This is a genomic window from Anaerolineae bacterium, assembly GCA_013178165.1.
Classification (GTDB): Bacteria; Chloroflexota; Anaerolineae; order Aggregatilineales; family Ch27; genus Ch27.
In genome coordinates, this window is sequence record JABLXG010000003.1 from 79691 (window position 1) to 103750 (window position 24060).

Consider the following 24060-nt stretch of genomic DNA (forward strand, 5'->3'; position numbering starts at 1 on the left):
AAGCATGAAAGCCGTGGTCTTCACCGGCCCGGAGCAGATCAACATCACACGCGTGCCCGATCCCACCCCTGCGCCGGATGAGGTCGTGATCCGTGTCGCCCAGGCAGGCATCTGCGGCACAGACGTGCACATCTACCGCAACGAATACCTGTCCGACTTCCCGCTGATCCCCGGCCACGAGTTCGGGGGAACGGTGGTCGCCATGGGGCAGGAAGCTGGCAGCGACCTGGCGGTCGGGGATCGCGTGGCGGCTGACCCCAACCTGTACTGCATGCACTGCGACTTTTGCCGCAACGAGCAGGCCAACCACTGCCGCAACTGGCAGGGCGTAGGAGTCACCCGGGATGGAGCCTTCGCTGAATACGTGGCCGTCCCGGCGCGGGCCTGCTACCGCCTGCCGGAGTCCATCAACGACACGGCGGCGGCTTTTGTGGAGCCGCTGGCCTGTGTGGTGCATGCCCTCAAGCGCCTGCCGGTCAGCCCGGCTGATCGGGTGCTGATCATTGGCGCGGGGCCGATGGGGTTGCTGCTGGTGCAGGCGCTGCGCCATGGCGGAGCCTCCGACATCACCGTACTGGAAAAGCAGCCCGCCCGGCTGCAACTGGCCGCTGAGATGGGCGCGGACGCCCTGATCCCCGCTGGCGAGGATCAGACGGAGATGCTGCGGGCGCGGGCACCTTATGGGTACGACGTCGTGATCGACGCCACTGGTGTGCCGGCGGTCATCGAAAGCGCCTTCGCCTACCTCAGGCCGCGCGGGCGCTTCCTGCAGTTCGGCGTCACCCCCCGGAACGCCCGGATCCAGATCAGCCCCTACGATCTGTTCCACAACGACTGGACGATCATCGGCTCGTTCGCCCTGTGCTATACCTTCCTGCCGGCCATCGACTGGCTGGCAAACGGCGTCATCCGGGTTGAGCGGCTGGTCAGCGATATCGCGCCACTGGAGGACTTCGCTGACGTGTTCCACCGCTTTGCGGCAGGCGAAACACTTAAGGTACACATCCGCCCGGCAGGCTGAGCCAGTCCGGCCAGATCGGTATTCGCCCGGTTGGTCCGCCCTGGCCCGGCAAGAGCCAGGAATCAAGGAGCCTGCCCGTGTGGGAGCAGGCTCCTGATCCGTTGCGCCGGTGTTCTGAAGGGGATGTGCTACAGGTTGACCGTCCCGCACAGGTGCACCTGCACGCCCATCGCGTCAAACATGGCCGCCTTGGCCGCCAGCGCCCGGTCGGCATCGGCGGCTGAGGGCGCGTAAGCGACCTGGATGTGATTGGCCTTGTGTCGGGCCATCAGCTGGTCGCGGCTCACCCCGTGCAGCACGGCGTGCATGATCGGCCATTGCGGCGTGGTGGCCTGCCAGCGACGTTCTGTTTCTTCACGCGGCAACCTGACGGCCGTCCCGCGCCCCAGGTCGGCGTGCAACGCGCCGCCCATCACATATACCCGGCTCCAGACGATCTCGCCGGGCTTGCTGACGCCCTTGATCGTGCCGCCGCCCAGGCGGAAGTACATCGGCGGCTGGCGCTCGCTGCTGGCCCCGGCGTAGCCGCCCTCCAGATGTGAAGGCGGTACCGCGCCGGAGATCATGAAGACCCACACGAAGTCATCCACGCCGTCGCCGCGGTAGTGCTCGCCCCAGCGCACGTCATGCAGGGTAGTCGCCGGGTCAAAGCCCATTGCCGTCCATACGCGGTTGGTGACCAGCGCATCGACCGCTGCGCCTTCATCCACCTCGTTGAAGTGCGGCAGGGGCCGACCCGCGTACAGTTCCTTGCCGGTACGGGGATCGTAGACCGGCGGACGCTCGACGTTATTGAGCAGCCCTTCAGCCAGATCGGAAGCCGGGGCCATGTCCTTGAGACCCTGCTGGTACTGGATGCCGATCGCGTCGCAGCCGAAGTCATGGGCGATCCGCATCGCCGCGATGTACATCTTGCACTGTTCCAGAATCTGGCCGTCGGTGAGATCGGTTTCCTCGTTTGGCCCGGTCACGAAGGTCATCCCCCGCGCGTCCAGCCAGTCACGGACGGCCTGCGCCTCCGCGTCGGAAACCTGTCGCATGGCGGCCACCAGCGCCGACTGGCTCAGGCGCTCCTTGTACAGACCAGCCGGGTTGAGCAGTTCATCGTCGATGATAGCGTTGTACATGCCCATGCAGCCTTCGTCAAAGATGCCCAGGATGGCCTTATCATGGGCGATCTGACGGGCCAGAGCGCGGCCCAGCGCCGCCTCCGCCGCCGGCAGCCGGGCGGGATCAAGATCGCGGACATGGCTGAGATCGTGATCGATCTTGCCTTCACGCAACCACTGGCGGATGCCCCGGAGGAAATACTCATCCGTGAAGTCAACGCTCCAGATCGTGCTGTAGTTGACGCCCATCTTGGTCAGCGAGCCGTTCAGGTTCAGCAACCCGACCAGCCCCGGCCACTGACCGCTCCAGTTGGCTACCGTGAGGATTGGCCCCCGGTGGCTGCGCAGCCCGGCCAGCACATGGTGGCTGTACTGCCACACCGATTCGGCCACGATCAGGCGTGCGTCCGGGTGAATGTGCTTGAAGACATCCATGCCCATCCGCTGGCTGGAGATAAAGCCATGCTTCTCAACCGGATCGTAGGGGTGGCCGCGGCGCACGGTATAGCCTTCCCGCGCAAACGCGGCGATCACCCGCCGTTCCATGTCTTCCTGGGCCGGCCAGCACATCTGGTTGGCCGAGAGGCGCAGATCGCCGCTGGCAACCAGGATGATCTCTTTTTCGCCGACAGGCGCCGGAGTCTCTAGCTGTGGCAAGGCATAGGCCATCATTTCTCCTCCTTATCACTTCCCGCGGCAGCAGTCCCGCGCCGGGATAGCCAGCGCCACCGATCTGCGGGCCAGTCTACCGCCGGACCCGCCCTTCGAACGGGATACGATCCCACCTGCGCTCAAAGTCCTCGATCCAGGCGTCGGTCAGATCACTCTTGAACATCTGTTGCAGGACATCGTAGAACACCACAATGGCGTGTGCCCCGGCCAGCAGGCAGGCTTCCGCCTGGGCCGGATTGCGGACGCTGGCGGCGACGATCTGTGTGGGGATGTCATGAAGGGTGTAGAGTGTGGCGATGTCCTCGATCAGGCCAGCCGCATCCTGGCCGGCGCTCTCGATGCGGCCATAGTACGGGGCCACATACGCCGCCCCCGCCGCCGCCGCCAGAAAGGCCTGATTCAGGCTGCTCACCGCTGTGACCAGCGGCCTGACGCCCTCCTGCGCCAAGCGGTTAGCCGCCGCGATGCCATCGGGCGTGGCCACCAGCTTGGGCAGGATGCGGGGCGAGATGCGACGCAGCACATCCATCTCGCGCAGGTAGGCGTCCACATCCGGGCCATGCAATTGCACGAAAACGGGCACGCTGACCCGCCGGCAGGTCTCCGCCACCACATCTTCCAGCGTCCGCCCGCCCGCCGTCCAGTCCGCGATAATGATCGGATTGGTGGCCACCGCCGCGGCGACGCCGCTTTCCACCGCGGCCACCACTTCGTCAATCGTGCCGGAAATCCACAGTTCCAAAGTGCTCAACCTCCTGCCGTCACCACAATATTGCTGGGCGCGGCCCTCATCAGCCCGCAAACCGGACCGGATTCGATTTACAATGGGAGCAGGTTCCATGAGACCGGGGGGCATCCCGCCGGCCCTGCGCAAAGGAGCGCCCGATGCTCACTTCCCGCCTGATCCACCCGGAGATTCTTGCTGCGCTGGCCGCTTCTGGTCATGGCGGCAAAATCCTGATCGCCGATGGCAACTACCCCTTCAGCACGCGAGCCAACGCCGCTGCCCGTCGAGTATACCTCAACCTGTGTCCCGGCAAACTGAGCGTGACTGATGTGCTGGAAGTGCTGGTGGGAGCGATCCCGATCGAGGCGGCAGATGTGATGGTCACCGATAGCGGCCAGGAGCCGGAGATCTATGCCGACTTCCGCCGCCTGTTGCCCGGTCTGGCGCTGACAGCCAACCAGCGGGCCGACTTCTACCGCAAGGCTCACGACCCTGATGTGTGCCTGGTCATCGCCACCGGCGAACAGCGGCTCTTTGCCAACATCCTGCTGACCATCGGCGTCGTCCCGCCCGGCTGAGCGATCACCGGCCAGGCCGGAATACCCAGCCTGCGGACAACACCGATTCAGGCCGCCGCTTCCCAGGCTGCCCGCAACCAGCCGCGGACCTCTTCATCAATCCCGGCGAGATCGTACAGCTCCAGGTGATGGGTGAAACGCCCGGGCGCAGGCTCTACGATCTCTTTCCAGCGCGGCGAAGAGTCTCGCCACGGCAGGGCGATGGTCAGCACCACCGGCGCGGTGCGGCCCTTCAGGTAGCGGTCGGGCATCCAGACCCAGGCAAAAGCACGCCGTCGGCGGAAAGCGATCTCGCTCCTGGTGACGCGGATGCTCGTCCCACCGAGGGCCTCCACCTCCGCCCGGATGGCCAGAAAAAGCTTTTCCGGCAGGGGCTTGCCGGAAAAGAACACTTCGGGTGTCAGGAGTTGCTCCAAGCGCCTTCTCCCTGGCCGCATTCAGGCATCCGGGGGCCTGCCCCCATCCCGGAACAGGCCCTCGCCAGAACGCTTTACTTCCTGGCCCGGATAGCCCGGATCAGTTCCAGAGCCGCGCGGGTGGCTTCCGTGATTTTCTGGTAATCGCCAGCGGCGATCCAGTCGCTACGCACCAGCTGGCTGCCCATCCCCACGCAGGCGACACCCGCCTCAAACCAGCCGCGCAGGTTGGCTTCGTCCGGGCTGACACCGCCAGTCGGCATGATCCGCGTCCAGGGGCGCGGCGCGCGCACCGCCTTGACGAACTCCGGCCCGCCGGCGGTATTGCCGGGGAACAGCTTGACGATCTCCACGCCCCACTCTTCGGCCTGGGCCACTTCGGTGAGCGAGCTGCAGCCGGGGAAGTAAGCCACTTTGCGCCGGTTGCACAGCCGGGCTACTTCTTCGTTGAAGACCGGGCCGACGACGAAGTTGGCCCCGTGCGCCAGGTACAGCGCCGCTGTCGGCGCGTCTTCCACCGACCCCACCCCGATGATCATCTCCGGGTGAGCTTTGGCGCAGTGCTTGATCAGGGCACTGAAGACCTCGATGGCGAAGTCGCCGCGGTTGGTGAATTCCAGCATCCGGCAACCCCCAGCAGCCAGCGCCGCCACCACCTGCTTGGCAACCTCGATATCCCCGTGATAGAAGAGGGGAACCATGCCATCGGCCAGGGCCGTGTTGTACACCGTCAACCGATCAAAACGTGCCACAGGATGTGTCCTTTCTAATCCAGGTGAGCTTCAGCGATCCGGTCATAAACCGGCACCAGCGCCTGGTACGCCGCCTCAAAGATCGGGTAGATTTCCTCGTACACTGCCTGCGCCGCCGGATCCGGCGTGAACACCTCGACCACCCGGTTCATCGTCTCGATCATACTGAAGTCCGGGTACAGGCCAACGCCGACGCCCCCGGCCAGCGCCGCGCCCATTGATGTGGCCTCCTCCAGGATCGCCAGCCGATGCACCGGGATACCGTAGATATCGGCCATCATCTGGTTCCAGAAGCGCCCACGCGCTCCGCCCCCGATCACGCGCATCGCCTCGATCGACGTGCCCTGCGCCCGGAAGGCGTCCAGGATCACCCGCAGGTTCATGGTCACACCTTCCAGCACAGCACGGATCATATCAGCGCGGGTATGGCGGACGGTCAGGCCGATGAACGCGCCGCGGGCGCGAGGATTCCAGCGCGGGCTGCGCTCGCCCAGCAGGTACGGCAGGTAGAGCAGGCCGTTGGCGCCCGGTGGCGACTTTTGGGCCTGCAGGTTCATCAGTTCGTACGGGCTGACTCCCAGCGCGGCGGCGGCTTCCACCTCCGGCTGGCACAGCCGGTCGCGCGTCCACTGGTAAGAGGCACCGGCGGCCTGCATTGTACCGGTCGGCATGACCATCCCCGGCACCACATGACCGAACGTGAAGGTCTTGTAGTCGGGATCGTAGATCGGCTTCGGCGTGGTCAGGGCGATCCAGGAGGATGAGCCGACGTAGTTATAGGCCGAACCATCGCGGATCACGCCTGCCCCTGCCGCCGCGCAGGCCCCATCCCCACCACCGATCACAACCGGTGTCCCGGCGGGTACACCCACCTCCTCCGCCACAGCGGGCAGCACTTCGCCCACCACTTCGATCGAGCGGCGGATGGTCGGGAGTTGCTCCTCGCTCAGCCCCACCGCATCCAGGATACGCGCCGACCAGGCATCCCGCTCCAGATCGTACAGGTTCATGCTGGAGGCATCAGAGGGGTCGGTCACGAAAGCGCCGGTCAGGCGGGCCACCATGGAGTCTTTGGCGTGGACGAACTTGTAGGTAGCCCGGTAAATATCCGGCTGGTTGTCGCGCAGCCACAGGATTTTGGTCAGTGAATAAGAACTGCTCAGGCGGTGCCCGGTGATGCGGTAGACCTCCTCAAACGGGACACGCTCCCCCACCCAGGCCGCCTGTTCCACCGAGCGGACATCCGCCCAGATGATCGCGCTACGCAGGGGACGTGCCCGGCGGTCCAGCGGTACACAGCCCATCATCTGCCCGCTGAAGGTGATACAGGCGATCTCGTCTCCGCGCACGCCGGTCTGGCTCAGCAACGCCCGTGTGGATGCGCATACCGCCTGCCACCAGTCCTCCGGGTTCTGCTCAGCCCAGCCGGTCTGGGCGTATTCAGTGGCGTAAGCGTAAAATGCACTGCCCACCAGCCTGCCCTCACGGTCGTAGAGCGTTGCCTTGTTGCCGGTGGTGCCCAGGTCATGCGCCAGCACGTAGAGCTTCATAGGTTCTCCCCCGCTGGCGGCTAGCTGCGCCGGCGCGTGTAACGGGCAATGAAATTGTAGGGCGAAGGCAACGGAATGGCGCTGGCCTCGTCCAGACGGGCCACTTCCTCCGGCGTCAGCTTCCAGCCGACGCACCCCAGATTCTGCTCCAGCTGATCGAGGGTGCGCGCGCCGAAGATGGGCGCGGTCACACCGGGTTTGTGTAGCACCCAGTTGAGCGCAACCTGGGCGGGAGTCTTGCCCCGTTCCTGGGCGATCTCGCGCAGCACGTCGATCGTGCGCCAGGTCAGCTCGTTCTCGCGCTGCTCAGGCAGGTCATCCCAGCGGTCGCCCCGACCCACCCGGCTATCCGGCGGCGGGGGCGCGTTACGGTGATACTTGCCGGTCAGCCAGCCGCCCGCCAGCGGCGACCAGGCAATCACACCGATGCCCTCCTCCTGGCACATCGGCAGCAGTTCCCACTCTGTGCTGCGCACCAGCAGGCTGTACTCCGGCTGGATGCAGTCAAAGCGCGCCCAGCCACGCTGCTGGCTGAGCATGATCGCCTTCATCAGCTGGCCAGGGGTGTAATTGGAGGCCCCGATATAGCGCACCTTGCCCGCCCGCACCAGATCGTTGAGCGCCTGCAGGGTTTCATCCAGGGGGGTCGAGGAGTCAAAGCAGTGAGTCTGGTAGAGGTCGATATAATCCGTGTTCAGCCGGCGCAGGCTGATGTCAACCTGTTCGAAGATATGCTTGCGGGAGAGGCCGGTATCGTTCGGTCCTTTACCGGTCGGGAAGAACACCTTGGTGGCAATCACCAGTTGCGAACGGTTTCCCCGCCGTTTGAGCCAGCTGCCGAGGATAGTCTCCGACTGGCCCTCATTATAGATGTTGGAGGTGTCAAAGAAGTTACCGCCAGCCTCCACAAAACGATCCGCCATGGCATGGGAAGCAGCCTCATCTGCACCCCAGCCAAAGGTCTGTGTGCCCATGCACAGCTCGGAGACCTTCAGGCCGGTGCGTCCCATGAACCGATACTCCATTGGCATCCTCCTGCTGGATTCTGTCCGATCAAAGGGCGCAAGCACTGATCAGGCCGGAGCGAAAGCAGCACAGCCGTCTATCTGGCGCCGCCGGGGGGCTGTACGCCCGGAACGCCATGTGGAGGCGCCTGCCTAAGCATGAGGCAGCTCCGCCGCCAGTACCATCACAGGCCCCCGGCAGGCAGATGATTCTGACCCCATGCCTGGATCGGAAACGCCTCCTGTCACGGCTGGTTTGACAGGGGCTTGCTTCTACAGTATAATCAGGAAAGCCTGTAATTACAAGATAACAGGATGACAGATTGAGCGGCACAATCGACCGCAGCAGTCATATCCCCTATTACGTTCAGGTCATGGATGCCATCCGGGAGCGCATCCGGCAGGGGGACTGGCAGCCCGGCCATCAGCTTCCCGGCGAGCCTGACCTTTGCCGCGTTTTCAACGTCAGCCGGACGGTGATCCGTCAGGCGTTGCAGGCGCTGATGTACGAAGGGCTGATCATTCGTCACAAGGGCAAAGGCACCTTCGTCGCCGAGCCGAAGATTAGCGGCGGCCTGGTGCAACGGTTGACCGGTTTCTATGAGGATATGCTCAGCCACGGCTACCGGCCGGTTTCCAGGGTGCTCAAGCAACAGACTATCCCCGCCAGCCCCCGGATCGCAGAGTATCTGGCGATTCCGGTCGGGACCGACGTGATCGAAATCGAGCGGCTGCGCCTGGTCAACGAGGAACCGATTGTGCTGGTCTGGACGTACGTGCCTTATACCCTGTGTCCTGGCCTGCTTCAGGCCGACCTGACCCACCAGTCACTATACGGCTTTCTGGAGCAACAGTGCCAGCTGGTGATCGCGCGCGGGCGGCGCATCATTGAGGCCGTCCCGGCCAATGAGTATGAATCCGAACTGCTGCAGGTCCCCAGGGCAGCCCCGCTGATCCTGCTGGACAGCGTCAGTTACCTGGAGGATGGCACACCAGTCGAGTACTATCACGCACTGCACCGCGGCAACCGCACACGCTTTGAGGTTGAGCTGGTGCGCGTGCGTGAGCATGGCGAGGAACGGGTGGTCCTGGGCGGGCACCCGCCTAACCTGCCCATCCCCAGCCGGATTGTCTTTCCACCGGAATCATAAAATCGTGCCGTGCTGGCCCACCAGTTGTGGCCAGCCGAAAAGAAAGGAGGTAACCAGGCCAACTGAAATGCTCTGTCACGGAAAATGACCCGTTATCCTGCTTTAACCGTTGGAGGAGAAGGTATGAAAAAGCTTCTGGTCTTGATGCTGATTGTGACCCTGGCGGTTGGCTTTGCGCCCGCCGCGGCCCAGGGCGGCCAGTTCGCCGGCCAGACGGTCGTGGTCGTCACCCAGACCGGCCGTTCCATCGGCGGCCCGGTTGAGGACTATGCTCCGGAATGGGAAGCAGCCACCGGCGGCAATGTCGAGCTGCAGCAGTTCGCGTTCGGCGAGCTGTACGAGAAGATGATTGCTTCCTTCGAAACCGGGGCGATCGACTATGACGTGCTGATCTTCCCGGCGGACTGGGCTGGCGACTTCATGGCCCCCGGCTACCTGGAACCAATCCCCCAGGAGATCCTCGACAAGCTGGAGCCAGAGGACATCATCCCGCTCTACGCCGACCGCATCACCGCCTGGGGTGAGACCCGCTACGCCCTGCCATATGACGGCGACGCCCACATGCTGTATTACCGCAAAGACTTGATCTTCAACGAAGAGTACTCGGCAGAATTTGAGGCCCAGTACGGCTATCCGCTGAAGGAGCCGGCGAGCTGGGATGAGTACTATGACATGGCCGAGTTCTTCAACGGCAAGGAAGTGGAGACCGCGGGCACAGTTGCGCCCATCTATGGCTTGGCCGAAGCCATGCGCCGCGACGCCCAGAGCTACTGGGTCTTCCTCTCCCATGCCGCCGGCTATGGCAAGATCCCCGGTAATCCGTGCTTCTTCTTCAGCTGTGACGACATGACCCCGCAGGTCAACAACCCCGGCTGGGTCCGCGCTCTGGAAGAGTACGTGGCCAGCCGCTCCTACGGCCCGCCGGAGATGATCAACTGGGACGTGGCGGATACCCGCGTACAGTTCCCGGCTGGCGTCTCTGTCTTCAACATCGACTGGGGTGATGTTGGCCCGATCTCGATCAACCCGAATGCGTCGGTGATCGGCGGCGTGACCGGCTTCGCCCCGCTGCCCGGCGGCGTCCAGTACTGGGACTACGTCAAGGGCGAATGGGTGAATGAGTACAACCAGGCGCCGTTCATCGCCTTCGGTGGCTGGATCATCGGCGTCGCCGCTGGCAGTGACGTCAAAGAAGCGGCCCTGGACTTCGCCGCCTTCATGGCCCGTCCGGAGTTGGTCCGTGTCCTGGCCGTGACGCCCGACACCGGCATCAACCCCTCGCGCTACAGCCAGCTGGAAAACATCGACCTGTGGGTCAACGCTGGCTTTGACGAGGAAAGCGCCGCTGACTACGTCGACGCTATCCTGAACACGATCAACCATCCGAATGCGGTGCTGGACCTGCGCATCCGTGGTTCTGCGGAATACCTGCAGACACTGGATGTGGAGATCGCCCGCGCCGTGGAAGGTGAAATCTCCGCTCAGGAGGCGCTGGACAACGTCGCTGCGCACTGGAACGAGATCACCGACCGCTATGGCCGTGACAGCCAGCTGGCTCAGTACCGTGCTTCTGTCGGCTGGACCGGCGAGTAAGCCTTTCCGTTAGTTCTGGCAAGGCGCTATACTGTCTATACCATCAGGCGGTATAGCGCCTTTTTATTACCCTGCCGTGCCAGGTTTCTTTGTTGATTGACGACTATTCTTTCAAGGAGGGCGCGTTGGAAGCGACTACTGCCCGTCCAGCTCATGTCGAGCAAAGTGAGGGGAGCACGCGGGAAGACCGCATCATGCGGCGCGTGTTCCTTTCGCCGGCCATCATTGTGCTGCTCTTGCTATCGATCTTCCCTATGCTCTGGTCACTGGGGATCAGCTTCACCAACATCCAGCGCGGCGCAACCGCCAGCCAGCCGGCGGCGGAAGTCGCCGCCACAGACAGCGGGATTGCACTCCCCGGCCTGGGCTTTGAAGTGACCCTGCGCAATTTCGCCCGTATGCCCCAGGACCAACGCCTGATCACCGCCGCCGCCAATACCCTGTTCTACGTCTTTGCGGGCGTCATCATCCAGTACGTGCTGGGGTTTGGCCTGGCCCTGGTCCTTAACCAGGAATTCTTTGCCCGCAATGTGGTGCGCGTGATCTTCCTGATGCCCATGATGATGACGCCGGTGGCCGCCGCCTACAGCGGGCGGATGCTCTTCGACTCGACGCTGTCGCCGCTGGCCCAGCTGTTCCGCACCATCTCCACCATCCTGGGGCTGGAAAAACCGCTTGTTGTGCCCTGGCTCACCAGCGGCACAGTGGCCCCCTGGACGATCGTACTGATCGATAGCTGGCAGTGGACTCCGTTCGTGACCCTGATTCTGCTCTCCGGCCTGCAGGCCATCCCGGATGAGATCTACGAAGCGGCGCGGGTTGACGGGGCCAACGCCCTGCAGATTCTGCGCAAGATCACCTTCCCTCTGCTCCTGCCACTCTCCGCCACGGTGATCCTCATCCGCGGGCTGGAAATCTTCAAGATCATCGATGTGGTTGTGGTCGCCACCGGCGGCGGGCCAGGCTCGGCCACCGAATCGCTGACCATGTACATCTTCAAGACCGCCCTGACCTTTGGCAACTTCAGCTATGCTGCGGCGATCTCCTTCGTGTTGCTGGTACTGGTCATCATCTTTGCGACTGTGTTCCTGGTCATTGTCCGCCGCCTGTCGCCGCAGGCTGGCAGCTAGAAGAGGGAGGCAGCCATGACACGCAGAAAATGGTGGCAGTCAGCCCTGCTCTATGCGGTGGTGATCTTCTGGTGTTTCATCACCCTCTTCCCCTTCTACTGGCTCTTCACCACTTCGCTGAAGCAGCCGCTGCATATCAGCCGGGGACCCAAGTACTTCCCCTTCGTCGACTACCAGCCGACCCTTGAGCACTGGCAATACCTGTTCCGCGAACAGGGCGAAACCACCATCCGACACTTCCGGAACAGCTTTATTGCCGCCTCCGGCAGCACCGTGCTGGCTGTCCTGATCGGCTCGATGGCGGGCTACGGCCTGTCGCGCTTCCGGTATAGCTGGCGTATCCCACGCTGGAAGAACAACGACATCGCCTTCTGGATCATCTCCCAGCGCTTCTTACCACCGGCGCTATTCGTCGTGCCTTTCCTGATGCTTTACAGCGCGCTCGGCCTGGTGGATACCCACATCGGCCTGATCATCGTGTACACGATGTTCAACATCCCCTTCGCCGTGTGGATCATGCGGGACTTCTTCAACACCCTGCCGACCGACCTGGAGGAAAGCGCCCTGGTCGATGGCGCCACACGCTGGCAGGCCTTTGTGCGCATCGTACTCCCCCTGAGCGCACCCGGCCTGGTTTCGGTGGCGATTTTCTCCTTCGTGTTTTCCTGGAACGAATTCCTCTACGCCCTGATGCTGACCAACTTCCAGGCGATCACCATGCCCGTCCTCATTGCTGCCCAGAACAACACCCGTGGCATCCAGTGGTGGTTCATTTCCGCCCTGACCCTGACAGCGGTGGCGCCGGTCGTGCTGGTTGGCTTACTGCTGGAACGGTTCATCACACGCGGGCTGGTGGCCGGGGCGATCAAAGGCTAGGCGATACTAACACGCGGGGCCGTCCGCCCTCGCTGGCGATAAGGAGCAGACAACAAACCATGTCTCAGGCGCTGATGGAACCCTTCAGCTCCCAACTTAACCTGGAGACGGGCCTTATTGCCCAGGCCCAGATCATCCGCCGCACCCTGAGCAATATGCGCACCATGTTCGCCGATCGCGCGACGGTGGAGCACATCCTGGCGGAGGAAGGCGACCGTCTGATCTACGAGGTGTATGCCGTCCCGCTGCCGGAAGAGGAGGGCCAGATTCTGCACAGCACCACGATCATCTATCCCGGTCAGATCGGCGATGAGTTCCATATGACCAAGGGTCACTTTCATGAGAAACGCGCCCGCGCCGAAATCTATGTCGGCCTGGCCGGGGAAGGCTATCTGGTGCTCCAGACTGAGGAGGGCGAGGTGCGCGGCGTGCCCATGCAGCGCGGGACGATCGCTTACGTACCGCCGCTGTGGGCGCACCGTACAGTCAACACGGGCGCGACGCCTTTCGCCTTTCTGGCTGCCTGGCCCGGCGATTCCGGTCATGACTACGGCACCATCGAGCAAACCGGCTTCGCCCGCCTGCTGGTCAACCGCAACGGGCAGCCGACTTTTGTGGACAATCCGCACTGGCGGCGCTGAAAAGCCAGTGCTTATCCCGCCCGGAGAGGAGAACCACCCGGCACTGTGAACGGCAAAATCCTGATCACCGCGCGCTCCTTCCGCAAGACCCCTGGCCGCCATCTGGATATCCTGCGCGAGGCCGGATACGAACTGGTGGAAAGCCCGCACGACCGCCCGCTGACCGCCGCCGAGATCGCCCCGCTGCTGGCGGATGTTGATGCGGCGATCCTCGGCCTGGACGAGGTCACCGCCGAGTCGGTCGCCGGTGCGAGCCGCTTGCGCGTCATCTCCCGCTATGGGGTCGGGGTGGATAGCATCGACATCGCCGCCATGACTGCCCGCGGCATTGTGGTGACGGTCACCCCCGGAGCCAATAGCGTGGCCGTGGCCGAACTGACGATGGGCCTGATCCTGGCCCTTGCCCGCCATATCCCCTACGCCGATCGGGAGGTCCGCCAGGGAAAATGGGGCCGCAAGACCGGCGTGGAATTGAGCGGGGCGACACTGGGCCTGATCGGTCTGGGGCGTATCGGGCGCGATGTCGCCCGGCGGGCCTATGCCTTCGGGATGGCGATCTGCTACTACGATCCCTTCCCCCCGCCGCTGGAGGCCATGGCTGGCTTCACGGCCCGCGCCTGTAGCCTGGACGATCTGCTGGCCGGGAGCGACTTCGTCAGCCTGCACCTGCCGCTTTCAGAAGAAACACGCAACCTGATCGACGCGGCAGCGCTGGCCCGCATGAAGCCGTCCGCATACCTGATCAACACGGCGCGCGGCGGGCTGGTCGATGAGCAGGCCCTCTACGAGGCGCTGGCCAGCGGACGGCTGGCCGGAGCTGCCTTTGATGCCTTTGCCCAGGAGCCGCCCGGCGATAGCCCCCTGCTGAAGCTGGACAACTTCATCGCCTCCCCTCATGCAGGGTCGGCTACTGCTCAGACGACCCTGCGCATGGGGCTGATGGCTTCAGAAAACGCGCTGGCCGTGCTGCGGGGCGAACGCCCGGACGGCGTGGTTAACCCGGCTGTCTTCAGCCGCGACTGAACCACCCTGGACGGTTGTGGTGGACACGCCGGGTGCAAGAGCGCTGCTGGAACGGGAGAGCTTGCGGGGCGTCAAACGGATATTGGCTTTTCGCGGCGGATTGGCTGCAAGAGAGCCGACCACTGCTGCTTTGTTGTTGCTACTATCGCTTACACCTGTCGGGAGAGAAGCCTAGTTGTACAATTTAGACCCTTAGCCAGCCCCGGAATCCCCTAGCACTATAGAAAGAGGGTGCACTGTTGTGATACACGAAAACATGGCCATAGCGGCGATCAGCAAAGAGAGCACCGCCGAGTTTTCTAATATCAGCGGGCGTTTTCAGCCAGCTTGACGTTTTCGTATCAAAATTTCCAAGGTTCTGCAACGCTCGATATTGTTCTTCCGTTAACAGCTCAATGCCCATGGCGGTTGCCATATCAATAGCGTTGCCTTCTGGCTTCACCCCCTGCTTTTCTCTGGCCTCCTGTCCTTCACGGTCGTAACAGATACTTCTGCGGCCTTTAGGACTTTCCGCTGAACAATCGTAAAAAATGTATTCGCCCGTCTTTTCATCATAACCAACTACATCCGGTTCACCGCCAGTTCTTTCCATTTCACTGAGTGACCGTAGCTTTTCAAGATTAGCTTCCAGCTTTGCCTGTACTTTAGCCCATTCAAGACCTTTATGGCGGTTCATGTTTTTCTCAAAACGGGCTTTCAATACCCTGAGTAGTTCTTGACGCTGTTCTGCTGACAACTCCATGTAGGATACCCCTTTATGCGCCTATGCGCATAAGTGAAAATGACATCTATGTTCCAGGCAGTGTACAAGAAGGTACTTCAGCAGTCAAGTCGCCCCGACCCAGAAACGTACACAGCGCCGGGTAAATCTGCTAAGATGAAAGCAGGAGTGACTCCACAAGGCCGCATCCGGCTAACCGAAATGGAGGCCGGTTATGGTTTATGTTGTCCACCTGCTTAGCCCGCTTGTGCGGCGCGCCATCCTGTTCATCGACGCCGTGCTGCGCCACTGCCTGGGCATCACCGAGTTCAGCCAGGCGCCCGATTGCATCCTCCGGCTGGCCCGGCGAGTCAGCCACCGCACCCACCGGCTATCCGATAGCGTCGTCGTCCATGCTGGCGATCCCGTCCTGGAGATCCACCTCTGGAACGAGCACATCCCTCGCATGGACGATGCCGGGCCTGATCTTCGCTGGGCGCGGGCTGTCTACCGCCGCATCCGCTTTTCGCTGGAGGAGCTGGCCCGCTACGTGCAGACCGATCGCGCCCCTGCCGGGCTGACAGCCGTGGTTGGGCAGGCGTCGATCCTGCTGTCGCTGGAACGCCAGTCCATGACCGACCTGCTGGAAGCACTGGGTTTTGATGTCATCGTGCTGCCCCGGCCAACCGGCCCCGGCGGGCGGCTCAAGCGGTTTCTTGACCACGCCTACAACCGGGCCGTGATCTGGGCGTTTCAGCCGCCCAGCGCCCGTGACAAGAGCGTGCTGGGCGCCACACGGATCGAGTTTTGGATGTCCCGCCAGACTCTGCTGGCGCGTTACGGCTCACCTTTAACCGCGCCTGAAGTACCCTTTGCCAGTGAAACGACAATTACGGTCGGAACGCCATGATCGATCTCACCGCTACTTCCGTGTTGGATCTCCTCTCCCTGATCATCGTGATCTCGTTCACGTATCATCTGGTGTTGCTGTACGAGGTCGCCGTCTTCACCCGCCAGGAAGATGATCCAGCAACGCCCTACGAGCCGCCAGTGACCCTGCTCAAGCCGCTGACAGAGTGGACGGAACAGGTGCGGCTCAACCTGCTGTCCTTCTGCCAGCAGCATTACCCCGACTATGAGATGATCATCGGTCTCCCCCACCGCGAAACCCTGGACACCGCTCAGGCGGCGCTGGCGGCGGGGCCATGTAACTCCAGGGCGCGCTGGGAGGTCTGCCATCCTGAACTGACCGCCAACCCCAAGATCAGCGAACTGCTGGCTCTCTACCCCGGCGCCAGGCATGACATCCTGATCCTGAGCGACGCCGACATTCGCGTCGGACCGGATTACATCTCCCAGGTTGTCGCCCCCCTGCGCGATCCGCAGATCGGCGCGGTAACCTGCCTTTACACCACGCCGGAAGCCTCAACGCTGGCCGGGACGGTGGAAGCGCTGATCATCAATGTAGACTTCATCCCATCGGTGCTGGTGGCCCACCACCTGTTTGGTTCGCGATTCGCGCTCGGTGCGACCATCGCGCTCCGCCGCGCCACGCTGGAAGCCGTCGGCGGTCTGGAGGCGCTGGCGGACTACCTGGCCGACGATTACCAGCTTGGCCTGCGGGTATGCCGGGCCGGCTACCGGATCGCCATCTCTCGCCACATCGTGCAGAATCACCTGCCCCGGATGAGCCTGAGCGACCTGTATCGGCACCAGCTGCGCTGGGCACGGACGATCCGGGTGAACCAGCCGGTTGGCTGGCTATTCAGCTGCATCAGTTTCCTGACCGGCTGGGCGGCGCTCTGGCTGGCGACCAGCGATTTTTCGGCGGTTGGCTGGCGGCTGCTGGCCATGACGGTCGTCTTCCGTCTGCTGGAAGGGGCTTACCTCAACGACAACCTGAACGGGCTGCGGGGATACTGGCGGATAGCCTGGCTGATGCCAATCAAGGATGCCTTCTATATGCTGGTATGGTTCCTCAGCTTCACCGGCAACCGCGTTCATTGGGCCGGGCGGGAATACGTGGTCAGCCGCGACGGATACATGACCCGTGCAGGGGTATCCGAGAGCGAGGGGATGCTTCACCGATCGCCGTAGGTGGTGAGTACAATCCGCCGCTCCGCGATCACCTGCCGGACGCGCGTGCTGCATAGCGCGGCCAGTTCACGGCGACCCTGCATAGTATCCAGGCGCGGATGCAGGTAAAGCTCAAAGCAACCTTCCGGCAGGCGCTGCAACAACCGGATAAGGTAGGTCTCATCAATTGTCCCGGTGCGCAACAGGCCAAACACCCCGTCAACGCCGGGCGAGACAACCCGCCTGCGACGGCGGTAGGCCGCAGCCAGCAGGCCAAACACCAGCGCATAGCCGATCTGCTGCCGGGCATAGCGGCGATCCGCCGCCAGCGCCAGCCGCCATGACTCCGCCGGGAAGCGAATGTGCGGTCTGCCCAGTCGGTCGGCTGCCTCTACCAGCAGGTCAAACACCAGCGGATGGACATGAAAATGACGGTGGCTGTTCAGATGATCCGGCGGTAGCCCTGTCTCCTGAAAGCGTGTCACCTGCGCCTCGACCTCCCGCCGCAGTTCGCGCCGCGCCGCCGCGCTGAACATCCAGCGCACCCCCGCCGCCAGCGGATTCTCCGGGAAGCACCCCTGCGTATCCACCAGATGCGGCACCTCCTCCGGCGGCAGGCATGACCGCCCGCTGAGCAGCACCAAGTGCAGCCCAACCCGCAGGCCGGGCAATTCCCGCGCCAGGGCGACCGCTTCATCAACCGCTTCGCCGGTGACCATCAGGCTGGCGCTGGTCAGGATGCCCGTCCGAAATGCCTCAGCAATGGCAGCGTTGACGGCTGGCGCAGCGCCAAAATCGTCCCCGTTGACAATCAAACGCGGCATGATTCCTTCTCTTTATGACCAGCGCCAGGAAGCGCCCCCCGATCCCGCTACTACGCTGAGCAGGCGTGGTCAGCGCTGCTAACCTAACTGTACCACGCCGTACACCACTTCCTCCAGCGGCGCAAAGCATGCTATCCTTGACGCGATCCCTGCGCCACCAGTCACCGGAAAGAAGTGCCATGACCCGACCGCGTGTCTTCATCACCCGTGTCATCCCTGAGGAAGGGCTGGCCCTGCTGCGCGACGCCTGCATGATCGATCTGTGGGAGGACGAACTGCCGCCGCCCTATGACATCCTCCAGCGCCGGACGGCTGAGGCTGACGGTCTGCTCTGCCTGCTCTCCGACCGGATCGACGCTGCCCTGCTGGAGGCCGCCCCGCGCCTGCGCGTGATCAGCCAGATGGCCGTCGGCTACGACAATATTGACATCGCCGCCTGCACCGCCCACGGCCTGCCGGTCGGCCATACGCCCGGCGTCCTGACGGAAACCACCGCCGACTTCGCTTTTGCCCTGCTCATGGCTGCGGCGCGGCGCATCCCGGAAGCGGAGCGCTATGCCCGCGCCGGGCGCTGGAAAACCTGGGGGCCGACCCTGCTGCTGGGCCGCGACATCCATGGGGCGACGCTGGGCATCATCGGCATGGGGCGGATCGGCCAGGCCGTTGCCCGTCGGGCGCGCGGCTTCGCGATGCGCCTCCTCTACACCGACCGGGCCGAAGTTCCAGAAGCCGCCGCCCTGGGCGCAGAATACCGCCCGCTGGACGCCCTGCTGGCCGAAAGCGACTTCGTCAGTCTGCACGTCCCGCTCACGCCGGAGACGTTCCACCTGATCGACGCACGGGCGCTGAGCCTGATGCAGCCAACCGCCATCCTGATCAACACCGCCCGCGGGCCGGTTGTCGACCACATGGCGCTCTATCATGCGCTGACCGGCGGCCAGATCGCCGCTGCCGCTCTGGACGTGACCGATCCAGAGCCGCTGCCGCCCGATTCTCCACTGCTGAGGCTGGATAACTGCCTGGTCGTACCGCACATCGCCAGCGCCAGTGTGGCTACGCGGGGGCGAATGGCGGTCATGGCCGCCGAAAATCTGCTGGCCGGACTGCGCGGGGAACGCCTGCCCCACCCCGTCAACCCGGAAGTCTTCGACCGGCGGGGCTGATCCAGCGCTACGGTTATTCAGGAGGAGAAGCCAAAATGAGCAAGCTGGCCCTACTGGGAGGAACTCCCGTCCGCGCCACGCCGTTCACCGTCTGGCCGCAATACGACGAGCGCGAGCGCCAGGCCCTGCTGGAAGTGCTGGAGAGCCGCGTGTGGTGGCGCACGCCCGGCACACACGCCCTGCGCTTTGAGCAGGAATTCGCCGCCTATCACCAGGCCCGGCACGGTATCGCCGTCACCAACGGCACCGCCGCGCTGGAAGTCGCTATGGCCGCCCTGGGGATCGGCCCCGGCGACGAGGTTATCGTCCCAGACTATACGTTTGTGGCCACTGCCAGCGCTGTGCTGTTCGCCGGGGCGCGCCCGGTCTTTGTGGATGTCGACCCGCGCACCTACTGCCTTGACCCCGGCCTGGCAGAAGCAGCCATCACCGAACGCACCAGAGCGATCATCGCCGTGCACCTGGGCGGGCATCCCGCCGACCTGGATCGTCTGACCGCCCTCGCCCGCCGCCACAACCTGCACCTGGTTGAGGATAGCTCCCATGCCCACGGCTCCGAGTGGCGCGGGCGCAAGATCGGGGCGATCGGCGACATCGGGACGTTCAGCTTCCAGCAGAGCAAACTGATGACCGCCGGCGAAGGCGGGATCGTTATCACCAACGACGACGCCATCGAGCGCCAGGCCCGCGCTGCCCACGACTGCGGGCGGATGCCCGGCGAGTGGTTCTACGCGCACTTCGTCTACGGCTCCAATTACCGCCTGAGCGAGTGGCAGGCGGCGATCCTCAGCCAGCAACTGGCTCGCCTGGATGAACAGGCCGCTGTACGGTCGCGGGCCGCCGCTTACCTGAACGAGCACCTGGCCCGGATCGAAGGGATCACCCCCCAGGCGCTTGACCCGCGCTGCACCCGCAACGGGCACTATGCCTACATCTTCCACTACGATCGCGCCGCCTTCGCCAACGCGCCAACGGAACGGTTCATCCAGGCCCTCAACGCGGAAGGCATCCCGACCCAGGCCAGCTACCCGCCCCTGCATCAACTGGCTCTTTTCCAGAGCGGTGAGTACCTCAAGCGTCTGCCGCCCGATCAGCGGGACGTTGAGCCGCCCTTCCTGCACCAGAGCTTCCCCAACACGGCCCGCGCCGCCTGGGAAACGGTCTGGCTGCCCCATTACACCCTGCTGGGCGGCGAGGAAGACGCGGCCAGCATCGTGGAGGCCGTGCGCAAAATTCAGCACCTGGCCCGCGATCTGCTGTAGGGTACCGGGCACGGGAATCAAAGAGGCCGGGGCGATCCCGGCCTCTTTTCGTGCGCGTGAATGGCTTGTCCTACCCCCGCGCCTTGCGCACGCGCGGATCGGCCAGGTCGCGCAGGCCATCCCCCACGAAGTTGAAAGCCATCACCACGGTGAAGATCGCCAGGCCGGGGAACGTGCTCAGCCACCACTGGTCGAAGTTGCTGACGCCGTCGGCCACCATGCGCCCCCACTCCGGCGTGGAAGGGTCCGCACCCAGGCCCAGAAAGCTCAGCCCGGCGAAGAGCAGGATGGCGTTGCCGATGTCCAGCGTGGCCATGACGATGGCCGGGGCCAGGCAGTTCGGCAGGATCGTCCGGAAGAGGATGTGACGGTCGGAGGCTCCCAGGGCGCGGGCCGCCTCCACATAGTCGTTGGATTTGACACTGACCACCAGACTGCGCACGATACGGGCGTAGTTGGGCCACCAGACCAGCACCATGGCGATCACGGCGTTGATCACGCTCGGCCCCAACGCGGCGGCGATGGCCATGGCCAGGATGATCGTCGGGAAGGCCATGAAGATCTCTGTCCCGCGCATCAGCAACTCATCCCACATGCCCCCCGCATACCCGGCCACCGCGCCGACCAACGTCCCGATCACCGTCGAGATGATGATGACCAGCAGCCCCGCCGGCAGGGAAATCCGCCCGCCATACAGCACGCGGGTCAACACATCGCGGCCCAGCTGGTCGGTGCCCATCAGGTTCTCCTGGCTGGGGGGGTGCAGGCGGTTGACCATGTTCTGCTCCAGCGGCCCGTAAGGAGCAATCAGGTGCGCCACCAGTGAGATCGTGAACCAGATCAGACAGATCACCACCCCCACTGCCATCAATGGGTTGCGGGCGATCTGAATGCGCAGCGTACGCATCATGCCAGGCCGCTCCTATAAGCGAATCCGGGGATCGAGGATGTAATAAAGCATGTCCACAATCAGGTTGGTGAGCACAAAGACCAGCGCGATCAGCATACTCACCCCCATGATCGAGGGGAAGTCCAGGCTGCGGGCCGAATCATAGGCGAAGCGCCCGATGCCGCCCCAGGAGAAGATCGTCTCCGTCAGCACCGCGCCGGTCAACAGGTTGCCATACGATAGCCCGATCACAGTCACCACAGGCAGCAGGGCGTTGCGCAGGCCATGCCGCAGGATCACCGTCCGCTCCCGCAGACCCTTGCTGCGTGCCGTTGTAATGTAATCCATTGACAGTACATCCAGCATGGCCGAGCGGGTGATGCGCGTGATCAACCCGGCGGAATAGGCCCCCAGCACTACCGCCGGCAGGATCAGGTGCGCCAGGGCGTTACCCAGTGTGCGCCACTGCCCGGCCACCAGCGCGTCGATCGTATACAGGCCGGTCACTGCTGGCGGCGGCGGGATCACGGCGTCCAGCCGCCCTGGCCCCGGCAGAATACGCAACCGCAGGTAGAGCAGCAACAGCGCCACCAACGCCAGCCAGAACACCGGCGCACTGACCCCGATCAGGGAGATGATCCGGGCGATAAAGTCGATCGGGCGGTTGCGCCACACCGCCGAGATCACGCCCAGCGGGACGCCAACCAGCAGGGCCACGATAATCCCCGCCGTCGCCAGTTCCACCGTCGCGGGCATGTAGCGCAACAGTTCGTCGGCCACCGGCCGCCGCGTACGGATGGATGTCCCCATATCACCACTGAGCAGGTTGCGCAGGTACGTGAAGTACTGGACAAAAAACGGCTCGTCCAGCCCCCACTTGGCCCGGAAGGCGGCCACGATCTCCGGGTCAGCGGCAGCGCGCTCGCCCAGGTTGGCGGCCATCGGATCGCTGGGAACCAGATTGGCGATGATGAAGGAAACCAGCGAGATGCCGATCACCAGCGGCACGGCCAGCAGCAAACGTCGCAGAAAATAGGCGGATAACGACATAGGCGTTCTACCAATGTGAGCAGGCAGCCAGGAGCCAGAGCAAACAAAGCACGAGGAAGAAGGCCAGCCCCTGACCAACTCAGGTGTACACAGCGCCAGGGCGCTATATAAAGACGGGGGAGCCGCGCCGGGGCACGGCCCCCACCGTCTTACATCTGCCAACGCAGCAGGGCTAAAAGCTCAGCAGAGACAGGTCCACGCGCCACTGACCGTTATAATTGAAGCCCTTGAGCGTAGCATTATAGGCAAAGTGCACGCCCGGCTGGAACAGCGGCGCGAACGGCCCGGACTGCTGTTCGTAGAGCTGGATTTCCCGGAACAGCTGGTTGCGGACTTCCGGGTCAGTCTCCACCTTAACCTTGTCGCGCAGTTCCAGGATGGTCGCGTCGGCGTTCTCGTCCGTCCAGTTGGCGCGCTTGCCCACCACACCGCCCGGCAGGAACTCCACATAGTCCAGCGTGTCGTAGTAGTCCGGGTTCCACAGCCACAGGCCAAAACCGTGCCGTCCACCGCGGTAGGCCTCCAGCGAGACCTGCAGCTCTTCCGGCACCAGGTTCACCGTGATGCCCACCTCGGCCAGGTCCGCCTGGACCTTCTGGGCGACCAGGGAGAACTGGGTGCCGATGTAGGTGAAGTCCGGGTAGCGCAGGTCAACCGTGAAGCCATCGGGGTAACCGGCCTCGGTCAGCAGGCTGCGGGCCATCTCCAGATCGCGTGGCAGCGCCTCCGAAGCGTCCAGCGCCCCGGCGAAGCCCAACGGGACCATCGCCGCCGGCGTGTTGGTACCCGCACCGCCCAGCAGCTTCAGGCCTTCGTAATCCAGGGCATAGCGCACAGCAAGCTGTACCTTCGGATCGCTCATCGGGCCGCCGATCTCTGGATCCTGGTTCATCAGCAGGAAGATCAGCGTGTCGCTCTGGGTGGAATACACGGAGATGTTGGGGTTGCCCTCCAGCGAGGGGAGCTGGTCAGCGGTGATGTCCATGGCAATGTGGATGTCGCCAGCTTCCAGGGCCAGCTTCTGGGTAGCAGCCTCCGGCATGTTGCGGATGATGATCCGGTCAAAGTATGGTGCCTCGCCCCAGTAATTGGGATTGCGAACCAGCACGGTTTGCACGGTCGGCTCGTAGAAGTCGACCATGTACGGGCCGGTCCCGGCGGAGTTATCGTTGAACCACAGTTCGGCGGTATCAGCCTCAGAGGCGTTCTCAGCGTCCGTCCCACCCTGAGCGCGAACCACGTCGGCATTGACCACCGAGAAGGCGTCAAAAACCAGCTTGGCCAGGATGGCGGGGTCCGGCGCAGCAAGGGTCAGGACGACCGTGCGCTCATCCGGAGCTTCGACGCTGACAATGCCGTCCGCCAGGAAGGCCGGGTTATCCTTGAGGTTCTTCATGCGGTTGAAGCTGAAGACCACATCCTCGGCAGTCAGCGGGTCGCCATTGGAGAAGACCACGTCACCCCGCAGGGTGAAAGTATAAACCAGACCATCGTCGCTGATCGTCCAGCTTTCGGCCAGGTTGGGCAGGATTTCGCTCACCGAATCAGTCGGGAATGTAACCAGCGTGTCGTAGACAATCTTGTGGATCAGGGAGCCGCCCGGCTCGTAGGCGCGGTGCACGTCCAGGCCGTTGTAGTCCTCAGAGAGGCCAACGACCAGTACCTTTTCCTCCTGGGCTGCTGCGCCGCCAAAGGCCAGCAGGCTCAGGAGCGACACCACTACAAGAAGTCCATAAAGGCGTCGCATGGGTCACTACTCCTTACTTTGTGGGTGCATGAACAACTATTGAGTGGCACTACTGGCAGAATTATACTGCGAATCGCAATTCTGCCAGCACGTTTCTCCCGGTCAA

General features: G+C 63.5%; 23 protein-coding genes. 12 read left to right on the forward strand and 11 right to left on the reverse strand.

The genetic code is table 11. From position 1 onward, the window contains the following. The first annotated feature begins 4 nt into the window (after positions 1 to 4). Complete coding sequence (locus HPY64_02390; protein ID NPV65977.1) at positions 5 to 1021, forward strand: zinc-dependent alcohol dehydrogenase family protein; 1017 nt, start codon at positions 5 to 7, stop codon at positions 1019 to 1021. Positions 1022 to 1149: 128 nt separating this feature from the next. Here the strand turns inward: HPY64_02390 and HPY64_02395 are convergent, their stop codons facing one another. Both HPY64_02395 and HPY64_02400 read right to left on the reverse strand, forming a co-directional pair. Beyond that, entirely contained in the window at positions 1150 to 2802 is a 1653-nt protein-coding gene (locus tag HPY64_02395) for a fucose isomerase (protein NPV65978.1), read from the reverse strand. A 73-nt stretch (positions 2803 to 2875) separates the two neighbouring features. Next, positions 2876 to 3544: a fructose-6-phosphate aldolase gene (locus HPY64_02400; GenBank protein ID NPV65979.1), complete on the reverse strand. Its 669-nt coding sequence runs from the start codon at positions 3542 to 3544 to the stop codon at positions 2876 to 2878. 143 nt (positions 3545 to 3687) lie between these two features. Between HPY64_02400 and HPY64_02405 the strand changes: the two genes are divergently transcribed. Beyond that, positions 3688 to 4107, forward strand: a complete 420-nt coding sequence (locus tag HPY64_02405; protein ID NPV65980.1) for an RbsD or FucU transport — start codon at positions 3688 to 3690, stop codon at positions 4105 to 4107. Between the two features lie 47 nt (positions 4108 to 4154). Here the strand turns inward: HPY64_02405 and HPY64_02410 are convergent, their stop codons facing one another. From HPY64_02410 to HPY64_02425, 4 genes are all read right to left on the reverse strand, one after another. Next, positions 4155 to 4442: a hypothetical protein gene (locus tag HPY64_02410; protein ID NPV65981.1), complete on the reverse strand. Its 288-nt coding sequence runs from the start codon at positions 4440 to 4442 to the stop codon at positions 4155 to 4157. A gap of 155 nt (positions 4443 to 4597) precedes the next feature. Next, entirely contained in the window at positions 4598 to 5275 is a 678-nt protein-coding gene (locus tag HPY64_02415) for a bifunctional 4-hydroxy-2-oxoglutarate aldolase/2-dehydro-3-deoxy-phosphogluconate aldolase (protein ID NPV65982.1), read from the reverse strand. A 14-nt stretch (positions 5276 to 5289) separates the two neighbouring features. Beyond that, the gene (gene xylB / locus HPY64_02420) at positions 5290 to 6825 is read right to left on the reverse strand and encodes a xylulokinase (protein ID NPV65983.1); all 1536 of its coding nucleotides are present in this window, start codon (positions 6823 to 6825) and stop codon (positions 5290 to 5292) included. A gap of 20 nt (positions 6826 to 6845) precedes the next feature. Continuing rightward, the gene (locus tag HPY64_02425) at positions 6846 to 7850 is read right to left on the reverse strand and encodes an aldo/keto reductase (GenBank protein ID NPV65984.1); all 1005 of its coding nucleotides are present in this window, start codon (positions 7848 to 7850) and stop codon (positions 6846 to 6848) included. Between the two features lie 353 nt (positions 7851 to 8203). Here HPY64_02425 and HPY64_02430 point away from each other — a divergent pair, with 353 nt between their 5' ends. The 6 genes from HPY64_02430 to HPY64_02455 all read left to right on the forward strand — a co-directional run bounded on the left by HPY64_02430 (position 8204) and on the right by HPY64_02455 (position 14243). Continuing rightward, positions 8204 to 8980, forward strand: a complete 777-nt coding sequence (locus tag HPY64_02430; GenBank protein NPV65985.1) for a GntR family transcriptional regulator — start codon at positions 8204 to 8206, stop codon at positions 8978 to 8980. 123 nt (positions 8981 to 9103) lie between these two features. Then, on the forward strand, positions 9104 to 10573 hold the full coding sequence (locus HPY64_02435; protein NPV65986.1) for an extracellular solute-binding protein: 1470 nt from the start codon (positions 9104 to 9106) through the stop codon (positions 10571 to 10573). Positions 10574 to 10698: 125 nt separating this feature from the next. After that, a complete protein-coding gene (locus HPY64_02440) occupies positions 10699 to 11703 on the forward strand; it encodes a sugar ABC transporter permease (GenBank protein ID NPV65987.1) in 1005 nt (334 codons plus the stop codon). A gap of 15 nt (positions 11704 to 11718) precedes the next feature. Continuing rightward, on the forward strand, positions 11719 to 12579 hold the full coding sequence (locus tag HPY64_02445) for a carbohydrate ABC transporter permease (protein NPV65988.1): 861 nt from the start codon (positions 11719 to 11721) through the stop codon (positions 12577 to 12579). 74 nt (positions 12580 to 12653) lie between these two features. After that, on the forward strand, positions 12654 to 13220 hold the full coding sequence (locus HPY64_02450) for a glucose-6-phosphate isomerase (protein ID NPV65989.1): 567 nt from the start codon (positions 12654 to 12656) through the stop codon (positions 13218 to 13220). A gap of 45 nt (positions 13221 to 13265) precedes the next feature. Next, positions 13266 to 14243 carry a phosphoglycerate dehydrogenase gene (locus tag HPY64_02455; protein NPV65990.1) on the forward strand — a complete coding sequence of 326 codons (978 nt, stop codon included), beginning with the start codon at positions 13266 to 13268 and terminating at the stop codon, positions 14241 to 14243. A gap of 184 nt (positions 14244 to 14427) precedes the next feature. On the opposite strand, the gene HPY64_02460 is transcribed toward HPY64_02455, so the two are convergent. After that, positions 14428 to 14985 carry a DUF4256 domain-containing protein gene (locus HPY64_02460; GenBank protein NPV65991.1) on the reverse strand — a complete coding sequence of 186 codons (558 nt, stop codon included), beginning with the start codon at positions 14983 to 14985 and terminating at the stop codon, positions 14428 to 14430. Positions 14986 to 15178: 193 nt separating this feature from the next. Between HPY64_02460 and HPY64_02465 the strand changes: the two genes are divergently transcribed. Then, positions 15179 to 15853 (forward strand): hypothetical protein, encoded by a 675-nt coding sequence (locus HPY64_02465; GenBank protein ID NPV65992.1) that lies wholly within the window; start codon positions 15179 to 15181, stop codon positions 15851 to 15853. Then, positions 15850 to 17040: a glycosyltransferase gene (locus HPY64_02470; GenBank protein NPV65993.1), complete on the forward strand. Its 1191-nt coding sequence runs from the start codon at positions 15850 to 15852 to the stop codon at positions 17038 to 17040. Before HPY64_02465 ends, HPY64_02470 begins: the two co-directional genes overlap by 4 nt. On the opposite strand, the gene hpnK is transcribed toward HPY64_02470, so the two are convergent. Continuing rightward, positions 17025 to 17843, reverse strand: a complete 819-nt coding sequence (gene hpnK / locus HPY64_02475; GenBank protein ID NPV65994.1) for a hopanoid biosynthesis-associated protein HpnK — start codon at positions 17841 to 17843, stop codon at positions 17025 to 17027. The two genes, HPY64_02470 and hpnK, sit on opposite strands and share 16 nt — an antisense overlap. Positions 17844 to 18022: 179 nt before the next feature. Here hpnK and HPY64_02480 point away from each other — a divergent pair, with 179 nt between their 5' ends. Together HPY64_02480 and HPY64_02485 are read left to right on the forward strand one after the other, a co-directional pair. Further along, positions 18023 to 19006 carry a D-glycerate dehydrogenase gene (locus tag HPY64_02480; GenBank protein ID NPV65995.1) on the forward strand — a complete coding sequence of 328 codons (984 nt, stop codon included), beginning with the start codon at positions 18023 to 18025 and terminating at the stop codon, positions 19004 to 19006. Positions 19007 to 19041: 35 nt separating this feature from the next. Then, entirely contained in the window at positions 19042 to 20268 is a 1227-nt protein-coding gene (locus HPY64_02485) for a DegT/DnrJ/EryC1/StrS family aminotransferase (protein ID NPV65996.1), read from the forward strand. A gap of 70 nt (positions 20269 to 20338) precedes the next feature. Here HPY64_02485 and HPY64_02490 read toward each other — a convergent pair whose 3' ends face one another. The 3 genes from HPY64_02490 to HPY64_02500 all read right to left on the reverse strand — a co-directional run bounded on the left by HPY64_02490 (position 20339) and on the right by HPY64_02500 (position 23954). After that, the gene (locus HPY64_02490) at positions 20339 to 21178 is read right to left on the reverse strand and encodes an ABC transporter permease (protein NPV65997.1); all 840 of its coding nucleotides are present in this window, start codon (positions 21176 to 21178) and stop codon (positions 20339 to 20341) included. Between the two features lie 12 nt (positions 21179 to 21190). Next, the gene (locus HPY64_02495) at positions 21191 to 22207 is read right to left on the reverse strand and encodes an ABC transporter permease (GenBank protein ID NPV65998.1); all 1017 of its coding nucleotides are present in this window, start codon (positions 22205 to 22207) and stop codon (positions 21191 to 21193) included. 172 nt (positions 22208 to 22379) lie between these two features. Continuing rightward, positions 22380 to 23954 (reverse strand): ABC transporter substrate-binding protein, encoded by a 1575-nt coding sequence (locus HPY64_02500; GenBank protein ID NPV65999.1) that lies wholly within the window; start codon positions 23952 to 23954, stop codon positions 22380 to 22382. Positions 23955 to 24060 lie beyond the last annotated feature (106 nt).

Coding starts and splice junctions, on each gene's coding strand:
- HPY64_02480 (NPV65995.1), top strand. CDS start 18,023: ATGACCCGACCGCGTGTCTTCATCACCCGTGTCATCCCTGAGGAAGGG.
- HPY64_02395 (NPV65978.1), bottom strand. CDS start 2,802: ATGATGGCCTATGCCTTGCCACAGCTAGAGACTCCGGCGCCTGTCGGC.
- HPY64_02445 (NPV65988.1), top strand. CDS start 11,719: ATGACACGCAGAAAATGGTGGCAGTCAGCCCTGCTCTATGCGGTGGTG.
- HPY64_02390 (NPV65977.1), top strand. CDS start 5: ATGAAAGCCGTGGTCTTCACCGGCCCGGAGCAGATCAACATCACACGC.
- HPY64_02435 (NPV65986.1), top strand. CDS start 9,104: ATGAAAAAGCTTCTGGTCTTGATGCTGATTGTGACCCTGGCGGTTGGC.
- HPY64_02470 (NPV65993.1), top strand. CDS start 15,850: ATGATCGATCTCACCGCTACTTCCGTGTTGGATCTCCTCTCCCTGATC.
- HPY64_02450 (NPV65989.1), top strand. CDS start 12,654: ATGGAACCCTTCAGCTCCCAACTTAACCTGGAGACGGGCCTTATTGCC.
- xylB (NPV65983.1), bottom strand. CDS start 6,825: ATGAAGCTCTACGTGCTGGCGCATGACCTGGGCACCACCGGCAACAAG.
- hpnK (NPV65994.1), bottom strand. CDS start 17,843: ATGCCGCGTTTGATTGTCAACGGGGACGATTTTGGCGCTGCGCCAGCC.
- HPY64_02500 (NPV65999.1), bottom strand. CDS start 23,954: ATGCGACGCCTTTATGGACTTCTTGTAGTGGTGTCGCTCCTGAGCCTG.
- HPY64_02425 (NPV65984.1), bottom strand. CDS start 7,850: ATGGAGTATCGGTTCATGGGACGCACCGGCCTGAAGGTCTCCGAGCTG.
- HPY64_02465 (NPV65992.1), top strand. CDS start 15,179: ATGGTTTATGTTGTCCACCTGCTTAGCCCGCTTGTGCGGCGCGCCATC.
- HPY64_02490 (NPV65997.1), bottom strand. CDS start 21,178: ATGATGCGTACGCTGCGCATTCAGATCGCCCGCAACCCATTGATGGCA.
- HPY64_02495 (NPV65998.1), bottom strand. CDS start 22,207: ATGTCGTTATCCGCCTATTTTCTGCGACGTTTGCTGCTGGCCGTGCCG.
- HPY64_02460 (NPV65991.1), bottom strand. CDS start 14,985: ATGGAGTTGTCAGCAGAACAGCGTCAAGAACTACTCAGGGTATTGAAA.
- HPY64_02430 (NPV65985.1), top strand. CDS start 8,204: ATGGATGCCATCCGGGAGCGCATCCGGCAGGGGGACTGGCAGCCCGGC.
- HPY64_02405 (NPV65980.1), top strand. CDS start 3,688: ATGCTCACTTCCCGCCTGATCCACCCGGAGATTCTTGCTGCGCTGGCC.
- HPY64_02485 (NPV65996.1), top strand. CDS start 19,042: ATGAGCAAGCTGGCCCTACTGGGAGGAACTCCCGTCCGCGCCACGCCG.